This is a genomic window from Pseudomonas sp. AM4(2022) (assembly GCF_036346515.1).
In the GTDB taxonomy this organism is placed as follows: domain Bacteria; phylum Pseudomonadota; class Gammaproteobacteria; order Pseudomonadales; family Pseudomonadaceae; genus Aquipseudomonas; species Aquipseudomonas paracarnis.
This window is the reverse complement of sequence record NZ_JAOTNW010000012.1, coordinates 106,796-127,010: the sequence shown is the minus strand read 5'-3', so window position 1 is coordinate 127,010 and position 20,215 is coordinate 106,796. Positions and strand designations below refer to the sequence as shown.

The 20,215-nt window shown below is 61.0% G+C and carries 21 protein-coding genes; 13 read left to right on the top strand and 8 right to left on the bottom strand.

Going from position 1 to position 20,215, the window contains the following annotated elements:
- The first annotated feature begins 603 nt into the window (after positions 1 to 603).
- Entirely contained in the window at positions 604 to 741 is a 138-nt protein-coding gene (locus ODQ19_RS17895; protein WP_003175756.1) for a hypothetical protein, read from the top strand.
- A gap of 73 nt (positions 742 to 814) precedes the next feature.
- The gene (locus tag ODQ19_RS17890; RefSeq protein WP_330210787.1) at positions 815 to 1,774 is read left to right on the top strand and encodes a leucyl aminopeptidase; all 960 of its coding nucleotides are present in this window, start codon (positions 815 to 817) and stop codon (positions 1,772 to 1,774) included.
- A 106-nt stretch (positions 1,775 to 1,880) separates the two neighbouring features.
- Here ODQ19_RS17890 and rluB read toward each other — a convergent pair whose 3' ends face one another.
- The 6 genes from rluB to ODQ19_RS17860 all read right to left on the bottom strand — a co-directional run bounded on the left by rluB (position 1,881) and on the right by ODQ19_RS17860 (position 6,807).
- Positions 1,881 to 3,086 carry a 23S rRNA pseudouridine(2605) synthase RluB gene (gene rluB, locus ODQ19_RS17885; RefSeq protein ID WP_330210786.1) on the bottom strand — a complete coding sequence of 402 codons (1,206 nt, stop codon included), beginning with the start codon at positions 3,084 to 3,086 and terminating at the stop codon, positions 1,881 to 1,883.
- A gap of 144 nt (positions 3,087 to 3,230) precedes the next feature.
- Entirely contained in the window at positions 3,231 to 3,422 is a 192-nt protein-coding gene (locus ODQ19_RS17880; protein WP_330210785.1) for a DUF1289 domain-containing protein, read from the bottom strand.
- Positions 3,423 to 3,548: 126 nt separating this feature from the next.
- Positions 3,549 to 4,469: an SMC-Scp complex subunit ScpB gene (scpB, locus tag ODQ19_RS17875; protein WP_003193794.1), complete on the bottom strand. Its 921-nt coding sequence runs from the start codon at positions 4,467 to 4,469 to the stop codon at positions 3,549 to 3,551.
- A gap of 12 nt (positions 4,470 to 4,481) precedes the next feature.
- The gene (locus tag ODQ19_RS17870) at positions 4,482 to 5,180 is read right to left on the bottom strand and encodes a segregation and condensation protein A (RefSeq protein ID WP_164365898.1); all 699 of its coding nucleotides are present in this window, start codon (positions 5,178 to 5,180) and stop codon (positions 4,482 to 4,484) included.
- A 120-nt stretch (positions 5,181 to 5,300) separates the two neighbouring features.
- On the bottom strand, positions 5,301 to 5,930 hold the full coding sequence (locus ODQ19_RS17865; RefSeq protein ID WP_003193796.1) for an L-threonylcarbamoyladenylate synthase: 630 nt from the start codon (positions 5,928 to 5,930) through the stop codon (positions 5,301 to 5,303).
- Positions 5,931 to 5,943: 13 nt separating this feature from the next.
- Positions 5,944 to 6,807: a PHP domain-containing protein gene (locus ODQ19_RS17860; protein WP_330210784.1), complete on the bottom strand. Its 864-nt coding sequence runs from the start codon at positions 6,805 to 6,807 to the stop codon at positions 5,944 to 5,946.
- Between the two features lie 87 nt (positions 6,808 to 6,894).
- Here ODQ19_RS17860 and ODQ19_RS17855 point away from each other — a divergent pair, with 87 nt between their 5' ends.
- The 6 genes from ODQ19_RS17855 (at position 6,895) to ODQ19_RS17830 (ending at position 12,088) form a co-directional block, all read left to right on the top strand.
- Positions 6,895 to 7,491 carry a septation protein A gene (locus tag ODQ19_RS17855; RefSeq protein ID WP_330210783.1) on the top strand — a complete coding sequence of 199 codons (597 nt, stop codon included), beginning with the start codon at positions 6,895 to 6,897 and terminating at the stop codon, positions 7,489 to 7,491.
- 1 nt (position 7,492) lies between these two features.
- Positions 7,493 to 7,792 carry a YciI family protein gene (locus ODQ19_RS17850; RefSeq protein WP_330210782.1) on the top strand — a complete coding sequence of 100 codons (300 nt, stop codon included), beginning with the start codon at positions 7,493 to 7,495 and terminating at the stop codon, positions 7,790 to 7,792.
- Between the two features lie 99 nt (positions 7,793 to 7,891).
- On the top strand, positions 7,892 to 8,569 hold the full coding sequence (locus tag ODQ19_RS17845; RefSeq protein WP_105228145.1) for a response regulator transcription factor: 678 nt from the start codon (positions 7,892 to 7,894) through the stop codon (positions 8,567 to 8,569).
- Between the two features lie 256 nt (positions 8,570 to 8,825).
- Positions 8,826 to 9,284, top strand: a complete 459-nt coding sequence (locus ODQ19_RS17840; RefSeq protein WP_003193804.1) for an LTXXQ domain protein — start codon at positions 8,826 to 8,828, stop codon at positions 9,282 to 9,284.
- 64 nt (positions 9,285 to 9,348) lie between these two features.
- Complete coding sequence (locus ODQ19_RS17835) at positions 9,349 to 10,695, top strand: sensor histidine kinase (protein ID WP_330210781.1); 1,347 nt, start codon at positions 9,349 to 9,351, stop codon at positions 10,693 to 10,695.
- A 37-nt stretch (positions 10,696 to 10,732) separates the two neighbouring features.
- Positions 10,733 to 12,088 (top strand): CoA transferase, encoded by a 1,356-nt coding sequence (locus ODQ19_RS17830; RefSeq protein WP_330210780.1) that lies wholly within the window; start codon positions 10,733 to 10,735, stop codon positions 12,086 to 12,088.
- 114 nt (positions 12,089 to 12,202) lie between these two features.
- On the opposite strand, the gene ODQ19_RS17825 is transcribed toward ODQ19_RS17830, so the two are convergent.
- Both ODQ19_RS17825 and arcD (ODQ19_RS17820) read right to left on the bottom strand, forming a co-directional pair.
- Complete coding sequence (locus ODQ19_RS17825) at positions 12,203 to 13,066, bottom strand: DNA-3-methyladenine glycosylase family protein (protein ID WP_330210779.1); 864 nt, start codon at positions 13,064 to 13,066, stop codon at positions 12,203 to 12,205.
- A complete protein-coding gene (arcD, locus tag ODQ19_RS17820) occupies positions 13,063 to 14,490 on the bottom strand; it encodes an arginine-ornithine antiporter (protein WP_330210778.1) in 1,428 nt (475 codons plus the stop codon). The genes ODQ19_RS17825 and arcD (ODQ19_RS17820) overlap by 4 nt, the downstream gene beginning before the upstream one ends.
- A 404-nt stretch (positions 14,491 to 14,894) precedes the next feature.
- On the opposite strand from arcD (ODQ19_RS17820), the gene arcD (ODQ19_RS17815) reads away from it, so the two are divergent.
- From arcD (ODQ19_RS17815) to ODQ19_RS17795, 5 genes are all read left to right on the top strand, one after another.
- On the top strand, positions 14,895 to 16,322 hold the full coding sequence (gene arcD / locus ODQ19_RS17815; RefSeq protein ID WP_330210777.1) for an arginine-ornithine antiporter: 1,428 nt from the start codon (positions 14,895 to 14,897) through the stop codon (positions 16,320 to 16,322).
- A gap of 25 nt (positions 16,323 to 16,347) precedes the next feature.
- Positions 16,348 to 17,604, top strand: a complete 1,257-nt coding sequence (arcA, locus tag ODQ19_RS17810; RefSeq protein WP_330210776.1) for an arginine deiminase — start codon at positions 16,348 to 16,350, stop codon at positions 17,602 to 17,604.
- Between the two features lie 12 nt (positions 17,605 to 17,616).
- Complete coding sequence (locus ODQ19_RS17805; protein ID WP_014719695.1) at positions 17,617 to 18,627, top strand: ornithine carbamoyltransferase; 1,011 nt, start codon at positions 17,617 to 17,619, stop codon at positions 18,625 to 18,627.
- Between the two features lie 175 nt (positions 18,628 to 18,802).
- A complete protein-coding gene (gene arcC / locus ODQ19_RS17800; RefSeq protein WP_116667720.1) occupies positions 18,803 to 19,732 on the top strand; it encodes a carbamate kinase in 930 nt (309 codons plus the stop codon).
- A gap of 18 nt (positions 19,733 to 19,750) precedes the next feature.
- Entirely contained in the window at positions 19,751 to 20,113 is a 363-nt protein-coding gene (locus ODQ19_RS17795) for a DUF5064 family protein (RefSeq protein ID WP_116667721.1), read from the top strand.
- The last annotated feature ends 102 nt before the right edge of the window (positions 20,114 to 20,215 follow it).

The following is a 20,215-nucleotide window of genomic DNA, read 5'->3' as shown; positions in this document are numbered from 1 at the left end:
GCCTTGAATTACCGACTCAAGCAGCGCCGCTCAAACCCCAGCGCAGGCACCAGGAGTACAGCGTCTTTCTAATGGTCATGCGTCACCTGTTTGTTTTTATCTGTGACGAAATCGAACCCGTCCGGCTCGTGGCCAGGCGGAGTGATCAGGGGGATCGAACCCTGAGGTCTTGGCCTTTTGCGTGGATACGCAAGGGGGGGTCACAGTAAAACGCGGCGCATTGTACACCGCTCGACAGCTTCGGCACGCACCGGGAAAGCGCACAGGCGATTCTGTCAGCTAATGCTTACATCGGCGCGCCCCCCAACAAAGCCAGGGCAGTTGCGTAAACTTATCGTTACACGCCGGAAAACCTGCGTTACAGCCAGACTTTGGCAGCCCTCAACGGAATTCTGTCGGTAGGCAATGTCTGAAGAATCGCTTCAGCCAATTCACTGTTTTACCTGAATAAAAAAACCCACCAAAAAACAGAAGAAAAAATCCAAATGAAACCGTGTCAATAAATTTTTTGCATTTCGAAACACTCTCTTCTAGGTTCTTTCCACTTGCCCGCGAAGCCCGTGGGTGAGCCGTTCTCAATCAACGTCCTCTAGGAGATACACCATGCAAGCACTGGAAAACGACCTGGAAACCGAACTGCAACTCGACGATTGGTTTGAAGCGCCGACCCATGAGGCCGCCGTTGAAATGATGCAAGCCGATGCCGTTGTGCCTTTTGGCACCGCGATGTGGCCTTTCTAATACCCGGCAGGCATCCGGCAGGCGCTGTGCACGGCGCCTGCCCCCTTACCCAAGGCACAGAAGGACACTCGTCATGGACAAGGCCCGCGCTGTCGAACACTTTCTCTACTACCTTGCGCACCACCCCGCCCTCAGCGGCCTGAATCGCCCCACCGTGTTGCTGGGCCATACCGAGCGCTACGACGCCATCGCGCAGGCCATCACCCATGGCAGCGCCGCCCGCTTCAACTTCCAACTGCAACGCCTGGACCTGGCGCCCAGCGACACCCTGGCACAGTCCATTCAAAGCTGTGACCTGTACCTGTTTCTCTACGATTCCTCCACGCTGCCCAACCCACGCGCCGAAGGCCCTGACTTTATCCGCGCCCTGCAAGGCGTGATGGCCGAGCATTGGAAAAAATCCCTGCTGTTCAAGGATTACGGCGACTATTTTTACGACACCTTCAGCGTCGAGCCCCAACGCATCGCCGACCTCAACGCCACACTGATCCGGCGCATGGCCCAGGCCAATGTGCTGAGCTTTACCGACAAACACGGTTCGCGCCTGGAAGCGCCGATGAGCAGCATCAAGAAGTGGACCAATATCAACGGCGTCGGCAACCACGACCTGGCGCCTGGCGAAATCGCCACCCACAGCGAAGCCATCAACGGCCAGGTGCGGTTTGTCGGCACCTTCCTCAGTACTATCCCCTTTGCACGCAAATACGGCGTGCTGCAATCGCCGCTGGAGCTATGGATCGAGAACTCCACCGTTTGCAGCGTGGCCAGCGAAGTGCCAGGGCTGGCGGATGACTTCAACAAGTACCTGAATGCCAACCCGTCCAACCGTCGCGTGGAGGAGTTGGGGATTGGCACCAATGAAGGGGTCAAGGACCTGTATGCGCGCAATGCCGGGTTTGAAGAGCGTCACTGCGGGCTGCACCTGGGCTTGGGTGGCGGGCAGAAAGGCAGTCATCACCTGGACCTGATCTTTGCCAGTGGGGTGTTGGCGCTGGATGACAAGCCGGTGTTTGATGGCGCCTTTGCCTTTTGAAAGACCGTCAGACGTGTACAGCTCCCACAGTTGGTTGCATTTCAAATGTAGATCGCAAAAAAAACGCCAACCCTAGGGTTGGCGTTTTTGTGCAGCGCTTAACGCATCACTGCGGCTTCTTGCGACCAAAACCAGGGCGCTGGCCGGAACCGGCCGGTGCGCCACGGCGCTTGCCCGACGGCTCATCCGCGACCAGTTTCGGGCCAGGGCGCTTGTTCGCCGCTGGCTTGGCTGGACGCTTGGTGCTGGCGTTGTCGGCCGGGCGATCCTCACCACGGTTGCTGCGACCACCTGCAGGGGCAGGACGCGGCGTACGTGGCGCACGCTCGCCTTCTTGACGCGATGGCGCGGTGGGGCGGCGCTCGCCTTCAATGTGCGGCTGACGCGAGATACGACCGCCGGTGGCCGGTGCATCCAGCGCAGGGCGCACGGTGCGGGCAACACGTTCGGTACGTGGCACCGGGCGCGACGATTTACGCTGCATACGCTCAAGCTTGTCTTTGCTCTTGGCGTTCATCTGCGGCATAGCGACGGGCGTCAGGCCCACTTCGGCGCTGAGGATATCGACTTCGTACTGGCTCATTTCGCGCCAGCGGCCCATCGGCAGGTCGGAGTTCAGGAACACCGGACCAAAACGCACGCGCTTAAGGCGGCTGACCACCAGGCCCTGGGACTCCCACAGGCGGCGCACTTCACGGTTACGGCCTTCCATCACCACGCAGTGGTACCAGTGGTTGAAACCTTCGCCACCCGGCGCCTGCTTGATGTCGGTGAACTTGGCCGGGCCGTCTTCGAGCACCACGCCCGCCTTGAGACGTTCGATCATCTCGTCATCGACTTCACCACGTACACGCACGGCGTATTCACGATCCATCTCGTAGGACGGGTGCATCAGGCGGTTGGCCAACTCACCGTCGGTGGTGAACATCAGCAAGCCGGTGGTGTTGATGTCCAGGCGGCCGATGTTGATCCAGCGGCCTTCTTTAGGCTTGGGCATCTTGTCGAACACGGTCGGACGGCCTTCCGGGTCGTCACGGGTGCAGATCTCGCCGTCGGGCTTGTTGTACATGATCACGCGGCGCACCGATTCGGCGGCCTCTTCACGCTTGATGACCTTGCCATCAATGGTGATTGCATCGTGCAGGTCAACGCGCTGGCCAAGGGTGGCCTCGACACCGTTGACCTTGATGCGCTTCTGGGTGACCCAGGCTTCGACGTCGCGGCGCGAGCCCACGCCGATACGCGCCAGCACCTTTTGCAGTTTTTCGCCTGCTGGGCCGATTTCCTGGTCTTTCTGGTCTTGGTCATTCATCGTAAGCACCTCCCGGTGGGTCGATTCAGGCGTGGCCTGAGGGGTATTGAAAGCGGGGCCTTGGCCAAATAGCTCGGCAAGGGGTCGCGAATCATACGCGCATGGCGCGTGTTGCGCATCACAGACTAGTCGATAACGCCCAGCTCATTTGCTTTTCCGCCGACCGGTGGCCCCCAGGGCCAGCAATCGCAGCTGGGCTTCGGCCAGAACCGTGCGCTTGTCGGTTTTGTCGAGTTTCTTCCAGGCACGGATTTCACGCTTGCTGCGGCCACAGCCGACGCAGATGTCGTCGCTGAATTTGCAGATGCTGATACACGGGTCTTTCATAGCACTCATGGTCGATCCTCTGTGGGAGCTGGCTTGCCTGCGATGGCATCACCTCCTTGCATCTGAGAGACCGAGGGGTCCGCATCGCAGGCAAGCCAGCTCCCACATGGGTTGCGCGGTCAAAGTCAGAACGGGTCAGTCTTCGAGTTGGCGGCGTTCGTTTTCAATGGCTTCAGCCAGCGCCCGGGCTTCGTCTTCTTCGTCACTCAGGGGCGGCTGTTCGAGGGCGGCGACGGCGGCCAGGAGCTTTTCCCGGGCCTGGGCCACGCCAAGCACATCGTCTTCGGCTTCGACCTCAGGCTCGGATTCAACGTTCACCTGAGTTTCTGGCTCCGCCGCACCATCACGCAGCAAATCGTCGAAATCAGTCTTGATGCCCTGCTCCATGTCGTCCAGTTCCAGCAACAACGTATGGAAACTGGTCTCGTCCTTGGGCTCCTCCGGCTCGGCGCTGGCATCGGCCAGTTCCTGCAGGCTTTGCGGCACCGGCGCATCGTCAAAGTCGAGCACCGGCTCGGCCTCCATTTCGCGCAGCTCGGCCAGGGGCGGCAAATCGTCGAGGTTTTTCAGGTTGAAATGGTCGAGGAACACCTTGGTGGTGGCGAACATCGCCGGCTTACCGGGCACATCACGGTAGCCGACGATGCGAATCCACTCACGCTCCAGCAGGGTCTTGACGATATGGCTGTTGACCGCCACACCACGCACGTCTTCGATCTCGCCCCGAGTGATGGGCTGGCGATAGGCGATCAGCGCCATGGTCTCCAGCATCGCACGGGAGTAGCGCTGCGGGCGTTCCTCCCACAAACGCCCGACCCACGGCGAAAACTTCTCACGGATCTGCAGGCGGTAACCCGACGCCACTTCGCGCAGTTCAAAGGCACGGCCCTCGCAGGACTTGCGCAGGATCTCCAAGGCCTTCTTGAAGACCGGCGGCTCCGGGCGTTCGGCTTCTTCAAAGAGCTCGAACAGGCGCTCCAAAGATTGCGGTTTGCCCGAGGCCAGGAGAAAGGCCTCCAGCAAAGGGGCCAGTTCGCGGGGTTCAGTCAGATTCATCGATTCAGCTCGTTATTCGGCTCGCGCCCGCACGTGGATAGCCGCAAAAGGCTCATTCTGCACCAGCTCGACCAAGGACTCCTTGACCAGCTCCAGGATCGCCATAAAGGTCACCACCACGCCCAGGCGCCCTTCTTCGGCGGTGAACAACTCGACAAAGGGCACAAACCCACCGCCCTTGAGACGTTCCAGCACATCGCTCATGCGCTCGCGGGTGGACAGCGCTTCACGGCTGACCTGGTGGCTCTCAAACATATCGCCACGGCGCAGTACTTCGGCCATGGACATCAGCAATTCTTCCAGGCTCACGTCTGGCAGCAACTTGCGCGCGCGCGCCTCGGGGGCGTCGAGCTTGGGCACCACCACATCACGGCCCACACGGCTCAGGCCGTCGATGCCTTCGGCGGCAGCCTTGAAGCGCTCGTACTCCTGCAGGCGGCGGATCAGCTCGGCGCGCGGGTCATCCTCTTCGGCCTCCACCGTCTCCGAACGCGGCAACAGCATGCGCGACTTGATCTCGGCAAGCATGGCCGCCATCACCAGGTACTCGGCGGCCAGTTCCAGGCGCACCGACTGCATCAGCTCGACATAGCCCATGTACTGGCGGGTGATTTCTGCCACCGGGATGTCGAGGATGTTGATGTTCTGCTTGCGGATCAGGTACAGCAGCAAGTCCAGCGGGCCTTCGAAGGCTTCAAGGAACACCTCCAGGGCGTCCGGCGGGATGTACAGGTCCAGAGGCATTTCCATGACCGCCTGGCCGTACACCATGGCAAACGGCAGTTCCTGCTGGGCGCCGGCCTGGGGATCAGCGGTTTCCACGGCCGACATTCAGGCCTCGACCATGAACGGAGCCGGGTCGCCACAACCCACACGCACCACTTCTGGCTCGCCGTCGGCCAGGTTGATCACCGTGGAGGCCTTATTGCCGCCGTAGCCGCCATCGATGATCAGGTCGACGTGTTTCTCCAGCAAGCGACGCATTTCGTAAGGGTCGTACAACGGTTCGGTTTCACCCGGCAGGATCAACGACACGCTCATCAGCGGTTCGCCCAGCTCGGCCAACAACGCCAGGGCGATCGGGTGTTCCGGCACGCGCAGGCCGATGGTGCGCTTTTTCGGGTGCAGCAACAGGCGCGGCACTTCGCGGGTGGCGTTGAGGATAAAGGTGTAGGGCCCCGGCGTGTGGGCCTTGAGCAGGCGGAACGTGCCGGTGTCGACCTTGGCGAACAGCCCGAGCTGGGACAAGTCGCTGCAGATCAGCGCAAAGTTATGCTTGTCGTCCAGCTGGCGAAGGCGTCTTACCCGCTCGACCGCGCCCTTGTCGCCGATCTGGCAGCCAATGGCGTAAGACGAATCCGTCGGGTAGATGACTACACCACCGGCGCGGATGATCTCCACGGCCTGTTTAATCAGGCGCGCCTGAGGGTTTTCCGGATGAATCTGGAAGAATTGACTCACGTGCTCTACCTGTTCAGACGGTGGCAATAATGGGGTCATGCTTGAATCGCCCCCACAACAGCGGCAAATCTTCCGGGACCTGGCGATACTCACCAATCTCGGACCAGCCGCCTGGGCCATGAAAATCACTGCCGGCACTGACCAGCAGACCAAATTCGCGAGCAAGGATCGCCAGGCTGCCGACCTGTTCCGCCGGTTGATGCCCGTTGACCACCTCGATCGCGTGGCCACCCGCACCAATATAGTCGCTGATCAGCTTGCGGCGCTTGCTGCGGGTGAAATCGTAATGCCAGGGATGCGCCAGGCTGACCCAGGCCCCGGAGTCCCGCAGGGTCTGGACGGTGTCTTCCAGGGTCGGCCAATGCAGCTTCACATCGCCCAACTTGCCGGCGCCCAGCCATTTGCGAAAGGCTTCGGCGCGATCCTTTACATACCCTTCACGTACCATCCAGTCGGCAAAGTGCGGACGGGCCGGTGCGTTGCCGCTGTCGCCCAGCTCTTGCTGGATGGCACGGGCGCCATCGAGGGCACCTGGCATGCCTTTAAGGCTGAGCTTGCGGCTTATTTCTTCGGACCGCAGCCAGCGGCCATCGTGCAATTGGGCAATCGCCGCCACCAAGGGCGGGGCCTTTTGATCAAAACCGTAGCCCAGCACATGGATGGTGGCGCCGCCCCAGGTGCAGGACAATTCCACGCCGTTGACCAGGTGCATACCCAGAGAATGCGCGGCCTGGCGGGCTTCATCGAGGCCTTCGAGGGTGTCGTGGTCGGTCAATGCCAAAACTCGCACGCCTTTTTCAAACGCACGCGCAACCAGTACCGCGGGCGCCAGGGCGCCGTCGGAGGCCGTGCTGTGGCAGTGCAAATCAACATTCACGGGAGTGTGTAACCTCAAGTCAGCTGGCGCTATCGCAACCAAGGATGTTTGTTATTATGCCGCCACATCCAGCTTCTGGCTCTTACTGTGAAACAATTCATCGACTTCATCCCGCTGTTGCTGTTTTTCATCGTTACCAAACTCGACCCCAGGGTCATCGAAATCGCCGGCCAGCAGCTGTCGTTCGGGGGCATCTACAGCGCCACGGCCGTACTGATCGTCAGCTCCATCGTGGTCTACGGCGCCATCTTCATCTCCCAGCGCAAGCTGGAAAAAAGCCAGTGGCTCACCCTTATCGCCTGCCTGGTATTCGGTGGCCTGACCCTGGCCTTCCACAGCGAAACCTTCCTTAAATGGAAAGCCCCGGTGGTGAACTGGCTGTTCGCCCTGGTGTTCATCGGCAGCCACTTCATTGGTGACCGCCTGCTGATCAAGCGGATCATGGGCCATGCGCTGACCTTGCCGGAGCCGGTGTGGGTGCGCCTGAACGTGGCCTGGATCGTGTTTTTCCTGTTCTGCGGTGCCGCCAACCTGTTCGTGGCCTTCACCTTCCAGGACTACTGGGTCGACTTCAAAGTGTTCGGCAGCCTGGGCATGACCGTATTGTTTTTGATCGGCCAGGGTATCTACCTGTCGCGCCACCTGCATGACACCGCAGCTACCACACCGAAAACCGAGGACTGACATGCTCTACGCCATCATTGCCACCGACGTTGCCAACTCGCTGGAAAAACGCCTGAGCGTACGCCCGGCCCACGTCGAGCGCCTCAAACAGCTGCAAGCCGAAGGCCGCATCGCACTGGCCGGCCCGCACCCGGCCGTCGACAGCAATGACCCGGGCGACGCCGGTTTTACCGGAAGCCTGATCGTGGCCGAGTTCGCCTCCCTGGCCGACGCCGAGGCCTGGGCCAAGGCAGACCCTTACGTTGCAGCAGGCGTCTATGCCGATGTGGTGATCAAGCCGTTCAAGCAAGTCTTGCCTTGAGCCCGGCTGCGTCGAACCTAATCGTTTCGGCGTACTCCTAATGGCTCACGGGTCACCGGTGGGGCCTTCGCCGCCGACAATGGCTAAATTGAGTGAGTCATGAGCGAGCTGTTACTGATAGATGATGACCAGGAGCTCTGTGAGCTGCTGACCAGTTGGTTGAGCCAGGAAGGTTTCCAGGTGCGCGCCTGCCACGACGGCTTGAGCGCCCGGAAAGCCTTGGCCGACAGTGCGCCGGCGGCCGTCGTACTGGATGTGATGCTGCCCGACGGCAGCGGCCTGGAACTGCTCAAGCAATTGCGCAACGACCACCCGGAGCTGCCGGTGCTGATGCTCTCGGCCCGGGGCGAGCCCCTGGACCGCATCCTTGGCCTGGAACTGGGCGCCGATGACTACCTGGCCAAGCCTTGCGATCCGCGCGAACTGACGGCGCGCCTGCGCGCCGTGTTACGCCGCAGCCACCCGGCCGCGGTATCGACCCAGCTGGAACTGGGCGACCTGTGCTTCAGCCCGGTGCGCGGCGTGGTCAGCATCGATGAACAGGAGTTCGCCCTGACCGTCTCCGAAAGCCGCCTGCTCGAAGCCTTGCTGCGTCAACCCGGCGAGCCCCTGGACAAACAGGAACTGGCGCAGATCGCCCTGGGCCGCAAGTTGACCCTGTATGACCGCAGCCTGGACATGCACGTCAGCAACCTGCGCAAAAAGATCGGCCCACACCCCGATGGCCGGCCACGGATCGTGGCGTTGCGTAGTCGTGGCTATTACTACAGCCCTTAACGCCCTGCGCGGTTGGGCTTGTGTGGGAGCGGGCTTGCTCGCGAAAGCGGTTTATCAGCCAGCACATGCTTAGACTGACCCAGCGCTTTCGCGAGCAAGCCCGCTCCCACAGTTGAACATCCAAAGCCGGATAGTTTTGTCAGTTCCTATCAAACCCGTCTTTACCGAAGCTTTACCCTCCCCTGACCGCCGCTGACCTTGCTCTGCGTAACCTACTCACATCCGGACTCACCGGAATAGAGACAGGAGAATCACCATGCGCAAGACCCTTATCGCTTTGATGTTCGCCACCGCCCTGCCCACCGTTGCCATGGCAATGCCGGAAGGCCCAGGCCCGATGGGTGGACCTGAAAGCCGAATGATGGGTGGCCCAGGCCACGGTGAACACGGCCCGCGTGGCAAAGGCGGCCCGTTCAGCCAACTGGACTTGAGCAAGGAGCAGCGCGAGCAGATCCGCAAGCTGATGGGTGACCAATGGCACGCCCGCAAAGACCTGACCCAAAAGTACCTGGACAAACTGCCAGCCGCTGACCAGAAAGCCATGCAGGACGAAATCGCCGCCGGCAAGCAGAAAACCCAGGCCGATATCCGTGCCGTGCTCAAGCCCGACCAACAGAAGAAGTACGACGAGATCGTCAAGAAGCAAGCCGAGCGCCGCGCCGAATGGAAAGAGTTCCAGGCCTGGAAAGCCCAGCAAGCGCAAAAAGCGCAATAATGGCCTAGCTTCACCCCAGCCCAGTGGTTCGCGCCGCTGGGTTTTTCCTGTTTGAGGGTTTCCTGTGCGTTCATTGTTCTGGCGTATCCTGGCGAGTTTCTGGCTGGCCATCGCCCTGGTTGCCGGTTTGTCGATCCTGCTTGGGCACATGCTCAACCAGGACGCCTGGATTCTCAGCCGCCACCCTGGCCTCAACAACCTGGCCCAAGAGTGGACGCAGCTCTACGAAAGCCAGGGCGAAGACGCCGCCCAGGACTTGCTGCAACAACGCAAACGCCAGTACCACATTGACGTGCAAGTGCTTAACGAAAGCGGCGAGCCAGTGGTGCGCGGCACCTTCCCGCGCCGCGCCGCCGCGTTCGAAGCCCGGCAGAACGACAGCCAGGACGGCCACCTGCCGTGGCGCCGCCTGACCGCCGAGTACACCAGCGATAAAACCGGCGATACCTATCTGCTGATCTACCGTATTCCTCACCCGGAGCTGGACGCCTGGCACCGCAGCAGCCTGCTGTGGCCGCTCAGTGCATTGGCGATTACCCTGGTGGTGCTGACCCTGTTCAGCCTGCTGGTGACCTTGTCCATCACCCGCCCGCTCAGCCGTCTGCGCGGCGCGGTGCATGACCTGGGGCAAACCACCTATCAGCAGAACAGCCTGGCGCAACTGGCCAACAGGCGCGATGAATTCGGCGTGCTGGCCAACGACTTCAACCGCATGGGCGCGCGCCTGCAAAGCCTGATCGGCAGCCAGCGCCAGTTGCTGCGTGACGTCTCCCACGAACTGCGCTCGCCGTTGGCGCGTTTGCGTATCGCCCTGGCCCTGGCCGAGCGTGCCAGCCCCGAAGAAAGGGAAAAACTCTGGCCGCGCCTGACCCGCGAATGCGATCGCCTGGAAGCCTTGATCAGCGAAATTTTGGTATTGGCACGGGTCGACGCCGACAACGCCAGCGCCGAAGACATCGACCTCACCCCGTTGCTTAAAACGCTGCAAAAGGACGCCCAACTCAGTGCCCCCGAGCAAGTGGTGCAACTGACGGCTGCCAATGATTTGCAGCTTAAAGGCTGGCCGACCATGATCGAACGCGCCGTGGACAACCTGCTGCGCAATGCCCAGCGCTTCAACCCGGTTGGCGAAGCGATTGAATTGCAGGCCCAGCATCAAGGCGGGCGCATTTTGATCAGCGTACGCGACCACGGCCCCGGCGTTGAAGCCGAGCACCTGAGCCAATTGGGCGAGCCGTTCTACCGGGCGCCGGGCCAGACCGCGCAAGGCCATGGCCTGGGCCTGGCCATTGCCCGTCGCGCCGCCGAGCGCCATGGCGGCAACCTGATCCTGGCCAACCATCCCGATGGCGGCTTTATCGCCAGCATCGAACTGCCCTTGATCCCTGGGGTTGCCACACCGGTGGGATGATCTTCTATAGTGGCCCTTCTCTTACGGAGGGCCTTTGATGACTGACCTGCTGACTCCCATCCAAGCCGCACTCGCTTTACCGCACGCCCCACTGCCCCAGGCCCAGGCCCAGGCCGGTGCCCTGCCCTCGACCTTCGCCGTCACTGACCTGGCGGCCGCCAGCATCGGCGCCGCGGGCCAGGCTATCGCCCAGTTGATTGAGCAACAAACCGGGCGCCTGCCCAGCGTCAGCGTGGATCGGCGGTTGGCCTCGTTGTGGTTCTCCTCGTCGATTCGCCCCGTGGGGTGGCAAGTGCCGCCTTTGTGGGACCCGGTAGCGGGTGATTACGCCAGCGTCGATGGCTGGATCCGCCTGCACACCAACGCGCCTCATCATCGTGCAGCGGCTGAGCGGGTATTGGGGCCCGCCGCTGATCGCGCAGCCATGGCGAGTAGAGTTGCGACCTGGAAAGCCGCCGAACTGGAACAGGCGATTGTCGATGCAGGCGGTTGTGCGGCTCAGATGCGTAGCTGGCAAGCCTGGCAGCAGCACCCCCAAGGCTTGGCGGTAAACGCCGAGGCGTTGATCCAGCGCCAGGTCTTCGAACCCGGCATCGACAAACCCTGGCTCGGCTCAGCCGCTCGCCCACTGGCTGGCATCAAGGTGCTGGATTTGACCCGGGTGCTGGCCGGCCCGGTGGCCAGTCGGTTCCTCGCAGGCTTAGGTGCCGACGTACTGCGCATCGACTCACCCACCTGGAACGAACCTGGCGTCGTCCCGGAAATGACCCTGGGTAAACGCTGCGCTCGCCTTGATCTAAAGCGCCACGACGACCGGCAGGTGTTTGAAGCGTTGCTCAAGGACGCCGACATTCTGTTTCACGGTTACCGCGCCGATGCCCTTGAGCAACTGGGTTATACCCTTGGCGAACGGCAGCACCTCGCCCCCGGCCTGATCGACGTCAGCCTCAACGCCTACGGCTGGAGCGGCCCATGGCGTAATCGTCGTGGCTTTGACAGCCTGGTGCAGATGAGCAGCGGGATTGCCGAGGCCGGCATGGCCTGGAAACAGACGGATAAACCGCTGCCGCTGCCGGTGCAGGCGCTGGACCACGCCACCGGCTATTTGATGGCCGCCAGTGCGATCCGGGCTTTGGCCGAGCGCCTGGACTCCGGACGCGGCGGTTCGGCGCGCTTGTCGTTGGCGCGTACGGCGAAGTTGCTGGTGGAGGCCGGGCAAGTGCCACAGCAAGCGGCATTGCGCGAAGAAGACATCAATGACCAAGGCCTGGTCGTGGAGCAGACAGCCTGGGGCCAGGCCCATCGGTTATTGGCGCCGCTGAGCATCAGTGGCACGCCGTTGCAGTGGGATTTGCCGGCAGTGGAACTGGGCTCGCACCGGCCTCAGTGGTGACTTCACGTCCGCTTTCGCGAGCAAGCCCGCTCCCACACTTGACCGAGTAAATGCTTTGAAATGCGATCAAAATGTGGGAGCGGGCTTGCTCGCGAAGAGGCCCTACAGGCGCCGCTAATCATTGCGGTTCAACGACGTCCACAAATGCTGCGCCGCATACGCCCTCAACGGCCGCCACGCCTCGGCCCGCGCCAATAACTGTCGCGCCGACAGCGGCCCACCCTCCAAGGCCGCCAAAGCATTGATCAGCCCGATATCCCCCGACGCAAACGCATCCGCCTCGCGCAACTGGCGCATGGCGATGTACTGCGCGGTCCACTCTCCAATCCCCGGCAACGCCACCAACTGTGCAACGCCGTCCTTGAGGCTGGCCTTGGGTTCGAAAAGCTGAGGATCATCCAACAGCGCCTGGGCCACACCGGACAAGGTACGGCCTCGCGCCCTGGGCATGCCCAGGGTGGCCAGGTCTGCGGCCGCCAGCACTTCAGGTGTCGGGAACAAGTGGGTAATACCGGCGTGCGGGGTTTGCAGGGTCTGGCCATACTGCGCCACCAGCTTGCCCGCCAGGCGAATCGCCGCCACCACGGTGATCTGCTGGCCCAGCACCGCACGAATCGCCAATTCCAACCCATCCCAGGTGCCAGGCAACCGCAGGCCAGGGCGGGCCGCAACCAGTTGCGCCATTAGGGGATCTTGCGACAATTGCGCGTTGATCACCTCAGGCACCGCATCCAGATCAAACATCCTGCGCAAGCGCCGCTCGATCTCAGGCATAACGGCAGGCTCAGGAAAGTCGACCGTCACCTCCAGCCAATCCCCCGCTCCCGGTTCGACGCTGACCCAGCCATGTCGCCCAGCCACACTGATACTGCGTCGATATACCCCGGCGACCACGGTTTCCAACCCGCTAATCGCCCGCGCCGATAGGAACCCCAGCATCGCCGCCCAGTCGTAGGGCGGTTGATACGCCAATCTCACAGTGACAATACCCCGCTGTACAACCCATACGCGGCTAACCCGGCGCCCGCGACCACGCCGCTGAAAATGCCTTTTTCCACGGTGGTAAACAAGGGTTGGCCCTGCTCGCGCTTGGCCAGGGCAAACAGGATCACACCCGGTGCGTACAGCAACGCCGACAGCAGCAAGTACTTCAAGCCCCCCGCATACAGCAGCCAGATCGCGTAGCCGAGGGCAACCAGCCCCACCAGCAGATCTTTCATACGCCGGTGCTGCCAGCCTGCATAGGTTTCGCCGCGCGCGCTCAACAGCACCGCATAGGCCGCCGACCACAGGTAAGGCACCAGGATCATCGAGGACGCCAGGTAGATCAGGGTGGTGTAGGTGCTGGCTGAAAACAGCGTGATCACCAGGAATGCCTGGATCATCACGTTGGTCAGCCATAAGGCATTGACCGGCACCTGATTGGCGTTTTCCTTCTTCAGGAACGCCGGCATGGTCTTGTCCTGAGCGGTGGCATAGAGGATTTCCGCGCACAGCAGCGCCCAGGAGAGCAACGCGCCGAGCAGCGAAACCGCCAGGCCGATACTGATCAATACCGCGCCCCAAGGCCCGACGATATGCTCCAACACACCGGCCAGGGACGGGTTCTGCAATTGCGCCAGCTCCGGCTGGCTCATGATGCCCAGGGACAGCACATTCACCAACACCAACAAGGCCAGCACGCCCACGAAACCAATCACCGTGGCGCGCCCCACGTCCGAGCGCTTCTGCGCCCGCGCCGAATACACACTGGCGCCTTCGATCCCGATAAATACGAACACCGTGACCAACATCATATGGCGCACCTGCTCGACCACGCTGCCCATCTGCGGGTTGCCCAGGCCCCAGATATCGCGAGTGAAGATATCCGCCTTGAACGCAACGGCGGCGATCACGATAAACATCAGCAGCGGCACGATCTTCGCCACCGTCGTCACTTGGTTGATGAACGCTGCCTCTTTGATCCCGCGCATCACCAGAAAATGCACGGCCCACAGCAGCAGCGACGCGCAGCCGATGGCGAGCGGTGTATTGCCCTGGCCGAACGCCGGAAAAAAGTAGCCGAGGGTGCTGAACAGCAAGACGAAATAACCGACGTTGCCCATCCACGCACTGATCCAGTAGCCCCAGGCCGAGGAGAACCCCATGTAATCGCCGAAGCCGGCCTTGGCGTAGGCGTACACCCCGGAGTCCAGTTCCGGTTTGCGGTTGGCCAGGGTCTGGAACACAAACGCCAGGGTCAACATGCCAACCGCGGTAATGGCCCAACCGATCAGCACCGCGCCTACTTCGGCGCGGGCTGCCATGTTTTGCGGGAGCGAGAAGATCCCTCCGCCGATCATCGAACCTACTACCAGGGCGATCAGGGCACTGAGCCGAAGTTTCTGGGCTGGTTGAGACATGCAGGTTCCTCGCAATAAATGTTTGAGCCGACCACCGCGCACTCAACTAATTCAATTTAATGACGCTAGCGCTTCATAACATAAGGGCATGTAAACGCGGGAAGTTTAGGCTTATTTAGAATTTAAATACGGCAATTATGAAGCGCTCGTCAGACAACGTACAAAAAGTTTGCACATCCGCAAATACGAACTAGCGTCAACATCCATGCCCCTGACCAAATGATTAACCACATTGTAGGAGACCGCTCTAGCGAGCGCCTTTGCACAGGCCGTGTCGCCCCGCAACTGCCACCCTAAGTCGTTAATTCACAATGGAATGTGCCAATGAAGTGATCTGAGTCAGCTGTTTTATTAGCGCACGGAATTATTCTGTGATCTCTCTTCTCCTGCATTGGAGTCACGCAATGTCTGATTCTCCCGGAAAACTTAGGCTTGGTGCGCTGGTTGCACTTGTCGTTGGCTCAATGATTGGCGGCGGGATCTTTTCACTCCCGCAAAACATGGCCGCCAGTGCCGACGTAGGCGCCGTGTTGATTGGCTGGGTGATCACCGCCATCGGCATGTTGACCCTCGCATTCGTGTTCCAGACCCTCGCCAACCGCAAGCCCGATCTCGATGGCGGGGTGTACGCCTACGCTAAGGCCGGTTTCGGCGATTACATGGGGTTTTCATCAGCCTGGGGCTACTGGATCAGTGCCTGGCTGGGCAACGTCGGGTACTTCGTCCTCTTGTTCAGCACCCTGGGTTACTTCTTCCCGATCTTTGGCGAAGGCAACACGCCGGCGGCGGTGATAGGTGCCTCGGTACTGCTGTGGGCGGTGCACTTTCTGGTGCTGCGCGGCATCAAGGAAGCAGCGTTCATCAACCTGGTGACCACGGTCGCCAAGGTCGTGCCGCTGCTGCTGTTCGTGCTCATCGCCCTGTTCGCGTTCAAGCTGGACATCTTCACCGCAGACATCTGGGGCGTAAAAAACCCTGACCTGGGCAGCGTGATGAACCAGGTGCGCAACATGATGCTGGTCACCGTGTGGGTCTTCATCGGCATCGAAGGCGCAAGCATCTTTTCCTCGCGTGCCGAGAAACGCAGCGACGTGGGCAAGGCCACCGTGATCGGTTTTATCACCGTGCTGCTGTTCCTGATGCTAGTGAACGTGCTGTCTTTGGGGATCATGACCCAGCCGGAACTGGCCAAGCTGCAGAACCCGTCGATGGCCGCGGTGCTGGAGCATGTGGTGGGCCACTGGGGCGCAGTGCTGATCAGCGTGGGCTTGATCATCTCGCTGCTCGGCGCGCTGCTGTCCTGGGTGCTGCTGTGTGCGGAGATCATGTTCGCCGCCGCCAAGGACCACACCATGCCGGCGTTCCTGCGCAAGGAAAACGCCAACCATGTGCCGGTCAACGCGCTGTGGCTGACCAACGCAATGGTGCAGATATTCCTGGTGATCACGCTGTTTTCCGCCAGCACTTACCTGTCGCTGATCTACCTCGCTACCTCGATGATCCTGGTGCCTTACCTGTGGTCGGCGGCCTACGCCCTGCTGCTGGCGGTGCGCGGCGAGACCTACGAGAACGCCCTCAAAGAGCGCAAGAAAGACCTGTTCATCGGCGCCATCGCCCTGATCTATGCGATCTGGCTGCTGTATGCCGGCGGCACCAAATACCTGCTGCTCTCCGCCCTGCTCTATGCCCCCGGCGCGATCCTGTTCGCCAAGGCCAAGCGTGAACTGGGCAAACCGATTTTCACCCCCGTCGAGAAGCTGATTTTCGCCGCAGTGGTCATTGGCGCCCTGGTGGCGGCCTATGGGCTCTACGACGGCTTCCTGACTCTGTAATTGTATGTTCACTGGAGGATCTGTAATGACCACGGAAAAAGTTAAGTACGGCGTACATTCCGAAGCCGGCAAACTGCGCAAAGTCATGGTGTGCTCCCCAGGTTTGGCCCACCAGCGGCTGACCCCCAACAACTGCGACGAGCTGCTGTTCGATGACGTGCTGTGGGTGGCCCAGGCCAAGCGCGACCACTTCGACTTCGTGACCAAGATGCGCGAGCGGGACATTGATGTGCTGGAAATGCACAACCTGCTCACCGACATCGTCGCCAACCCCGAAGCGTTGGACTGGATTCTGGAACGCAAGATCACCGCCAACACCGTCGGCCTGGGCCTGGTCGATGAAGTCGGCTCGTGGCTGCGCAGCCTGGAGCCGCGCAAGATCAGCGAGTTCCTGATTGGCGGCGTGTCGGCCGACGACCTGCCGAGCAGCTTCGGTGGCAAGACCATCGAGATGTTCCGCGATTTTCTCGGCCACGCCAGTTTCATCCTGCCGCCGCTGCCCAATACCCAGTTCACCCGCGACACCACCTGCTGGATCTACGGCGGCGTGACGCTCAACCCGATGTACTGGCCGGCGCGACGCCAGGAAACCCTGCTGACCAGCGCCATCTATAAATTCCACCCTGAGTTCACCAACGCGGACTTCCAGATCTGGTACGGCGACCCCGACCAGGAACATGGCGCCGCGACGCTGGAAGGCGGCGACGTGATGCCGATTGGCAACGGTGTGGTGTTGATCGGCATGGGTGAACGCTCGTCCCACCAGGCCATTGGCCAACTGGCGCGCAACCTGTTCCAGAACAAAGCCGTGGAGCGCGTCATCGTGGCCGGCCTGCCTAAATCCCGCGCCGCGATGCACCTGGACACCGTGTTCAGCTTCTGCGACCGCGACCTGGTCACCGTCTTCCCTGAAGTGGTCAACCAGATCGTGCCTTTCACCCTGCGCCCTGACGAGAGCAAGCCCCACGGTATCGACATTCAACGTGAGAAAACCAACTTCCTCGAAACCGTGGCCGCAGCGCTCAACCTCAAGGCCCTGCGCGTGGTCGAGACCGGCGGCAACAGCTTCGCCGCCGAACGCGAGCAATGGGATGACGGCAACAACGTGGTGGCCGTGGAACCGGGCGTGGTGATTGGCTACGACCGCAACACCTACACCAACACCCTGCTGCGCAAGGCCGGTGTGGAAGTGATCACCATCAGCGCCGGTGAACTCGGCCGTGGCCGTGGCGGCGGCCACTGCATGACTTGCCCGATCATCCGCGACCCTATCGACTATTAAGGAGATTCCATCATGGCTTTCAATATGCGCAACCGCAGCCTGCTGTCGCTGATGCACCACACCACTCGCGAGCTGCATTACCTGCTGGACCTGTCCCGCGACCTCAAACGCGCCAAATACACCGGCACCGAGCGTCCGCACCTGCAAGGCAAGAACATCGCGCTGATCTTCGAAAAAACCTCGACCCGCACTCGCTGTGCCTTCGAAGTCGCGGCCCATGACCAAGGCGCCCACGTCACCTATATCGACCCGGTGTCGTCGCAGATCGGCCACAAAGAAAGCATGAAAGACACCGCCCGCGTCCTGGGCCGGATGTTCGATGCCATCGAGTACCGTGGCTTTGAGCAGGAAATCGTTGAAGAGCTGGCCAAGTTCGCGGGCGTGCCGGTGTTCAACGGCCTCACTGCCGAATTCCACCCGACCCAAATGATCGCCGACACCCTGACCATGCGCGAACACAGCGACAAGCCGCTGCATGACATCAGCTACGCCTACCTCGGGGACGCCCGCTACAACATGGGCAACTCGCTGCTGATGATCGGCGCCAAGCTCGGCATGGACGTGCGCATCGGCGCGCCGAAAGCGCTGTGGCCCCATGAAGATTTCATCAAGCAGTGTCAGGCCTTTGCCGAGGAAAGCGGTGCACGCATCACCATCACCGAAGACCCGAAAGAAGCCGTGAAGGGTGTGGATTTCATCCACACCGATATCTGGGTGTCCATGGGCGAACCGGTGGAAGCGTGGGACGAGCGCATCGAGCAACTGCTGCCGTACCAGGTCAACGCCAAGATGATGAAAGCCTCAGGCAACCCTCGGGTGAAATTCATGCATTGCCTGCCGGCGTTCCATAACAGCGAAACCAAGGTCGGCAAGGACATCGCTGCGCGCTATCCGCACCTGGCCAATGGCGTGGAAGTGACCGAGGAAGTCTTCGAGTCGCCGGCCAACATCGCGTTTGAGCAGGCGGAAAACCGCATGCATACCATCAAGGCGATTCTAGTGTCGGCGTTGGCGGATATCTAAACCCTCAACACCGCTCTCACTGTCGAAAAATGATCAAAACTGTGGGAGCGGGCTTGCTCGCGAAAGCGGTGTGCCAGTCAACACGTGTAGTCACTGATCTACCGCTTTCGCGAGCAAGCCCGCTCCCACATTTGGTTCTGTGTTCGCTACATAGAGCTTCTAGAAGGACATTTATATGCGCATCGTAGTAGCCCTGGGCGGCAACGCCCTCCTGCGTCGTGGTGAACCCATGACCGCAGACAACCAACGCGCCAACATCCGTATCGCCACCGAACAGATCGCCAAGATCCACCCCGGCAACGAGCTGGTGATCGCCCACGGCAACGGCCCGCAAGTGGGCCTGCTGTCGTTGCAGGCGGCGGCCTACACCAGCGTCTCGCCTTACCCGCTGGACGTGCTGGGCGCCGAGACCGAGGGCATGATCGGCTACATCATCGAACAGGAACTGGGCAACCTGCTGGACTTCGAAGTGCCATTCGCCACCCTGCTTACCCAAGTGGAAGTGGACGCCAAGGACCCGGCCTTCCAGAACCCCACCAAGCCCATCGGCCCGGTGTATGCCAAGGCCGAAGCGGAAAAACTCGCCGCTGAGAAAGGTTGGGCCATCGCGCCCGACGGCGACAAATACCGCCGCGTGGTCGCCAGCCCGCGCCCCAAACGCATCTTTGAAATTCGCCCGATCAAATGGCTGCTGGAAAAAAGCGCCATCGTGATCTGCGCCGGTGGCGGCGGCATCCCTACCCTGTATGGCGAAGATGGCAAGCTGCGCGGCATTGAAGCCGTGATCGACAAAGACCTGTGTTCCTCCTTGCTGGCCACGCAACTGGAGGCCGATTTGCTGGTGATCGCCACCGACGTCAACGCCGCCTTTATCGACTTCGGCAAGCCCACCCAGAAGGCCATCGGCCAGGCCCACCCCGACGATATGGAAAAACTCGGTTTCGCTGCCGGCTCCATGGGCCCTAAGGTACAAGCCGCCTGCGAGTTCGCCCGCCAGACTGGCAAAACCGCGGTGATCGGTTCACTCTCGGACATCGAAGCCATCGTCCAGGGCAGCGCCGGCACCCGCATCAGCACGGCCAAACCTGGCATCACCTACCTGTGAAGTTGAGGAGAAACGCCTATGGCTATCTTTGAACCCGGTCACCTGCATATCGAGCGACACGCGCTGAACAAGGACGATGTCAGCTACGACCTGTGCCTGGACTATGAAGTCGTCACGGATGACCGCGAAGGCAAAGGCATGCAGTTCACCCTGCATGGCAGCATCCAGGGCAAGGATATGAAAGAAACCTTTTTCCTGCCCAAGGACCAGGCCTACAACTTCGCCAGCAATGTGACCAAGATTGTCGAAAAATACGGCATTCCCAAGACCCATAGCAGCGTCGGTTCACAACACAAGCATTACGATCTGATGTTTGAGAATGTGCGCCAGCAGTTGGATATGAAATCCGGCGACCCGGTCAAACCCGAACACCTGGAATAACCTGCCCCCCCAGTCGAATGTGGGAGCTGGCTTGCCTGCGATAGCGACCTGTCAGACGATATTTTCGCTACTGACCCACCGCCATCGCAGGCAAGCCAGCTC

Excerpts from the sequence above, each read along its gene's own strand:
- ODQ19_RS17895 (WP_003175756.1), top strand. The coding sequence starts at position 604 with ATGCAAGCACTGGAAAACGACCTGGAAACCGAACTGCAACTCGACGAT.
- ODQ19_RS17890 (WP_330210787.1), top strand. The coding sequence starts at position 815 with ATGGACAAGGCCCGCGCTGTCGAACACTTTCTCTACTACCTTGCGCAC.
- rluB (WP_330210786.1), bottom strand. The coding sequence starts at position 3,086 with ATGAATGACCAAGACCAGAAAGACCAGGAAATCGGCCCAGCAGGCGAA.
- ODQ19_RS17880 (WP_330210785.1), bottom strand. The coding sequence starts at position 3,422 with ATGAGTGCTATGAAAGACCCGTGTATCAGCATCTGCAAATTCAGCGAC.
- scpB (WP_003193794.1), bottom strand. The coding sequence starts at position 4,469 with ATGAATCTGACTGAACCCCGCGAACTGGCCCCTTTGCTGGAGGCCTTT.
- ODQ19_RS17850 (WP_330210782.1), top strand. The coding sequence starts at position 7,493 with ATGCTCTACGCCATCATTGCCACCGACGTTGCCAACTCGCTGGAAAAA.
- ODQ19_RS17845 (WP_105228145.1), top strand. The coding sequence starts at position 7,892 with ATGAGCGAGCTGTTACTGATAGATGATGACCAGGAGCTCTGTGAGCTG.
- ODQ19_RS17840 (WP_003193804.1), top strand. The coding sequence starts at position 8,826 with ATGCGCAAGACCCTTATCGCTTTGATGTTCGCCACCGCCCTGCCCACC.
- ODQ19_RS17830 (WP_330210780.1), top strand. The coding sequence starts at position 10,733 with ATGACTGACCTGCTGACTCCCATCCAAGCCGCACTCGCTTTACCGCAC.
- arcD (WP_330210778.1), bottom strand. The coding sequence starts at position 14,490 with ATGTCTCAACCAGCCCAGAAACTTCGGCTCAGTGCCCTGATCGCCCTG.
- arcD (WP_330210777.1), top strand. The coding sequence starts at position 14,895 with ATGTCTGATTCTCCCGGAAAACTTAGGCTTGGTGCGCTGGTTGCACTT.
- arcA (WP_330210776.1), top strand. The coding sequence starts at position 16,348 with ATGACCACGGAAAAAGTTAAGTACGGCGTACATTCCGAAGCCGGCAAA.
- ODQ19_RS17805 (WP_014719695.1), top strand. The coding sequence starts at position 17,617 with ATGGCTTTCAATATGCGCAACCGCAGCCTGCTGTCGCTGATGCACCAC.
- arcC (WP_116667720.1), top strand. The coding sequence starts at position 18,803 with ATGCGCATCGTAGTAGCCCTGGGCGGCAACGCCCTCCTGCGTCGTGGT.
- ODQ19_RS17795 (WP_116667721.1), top strand. The coding sequence starts at position 19,751 with ATGGCTATCTTTGAACCCGGTCACCTGCATATCGAGCGACACGCGCTG.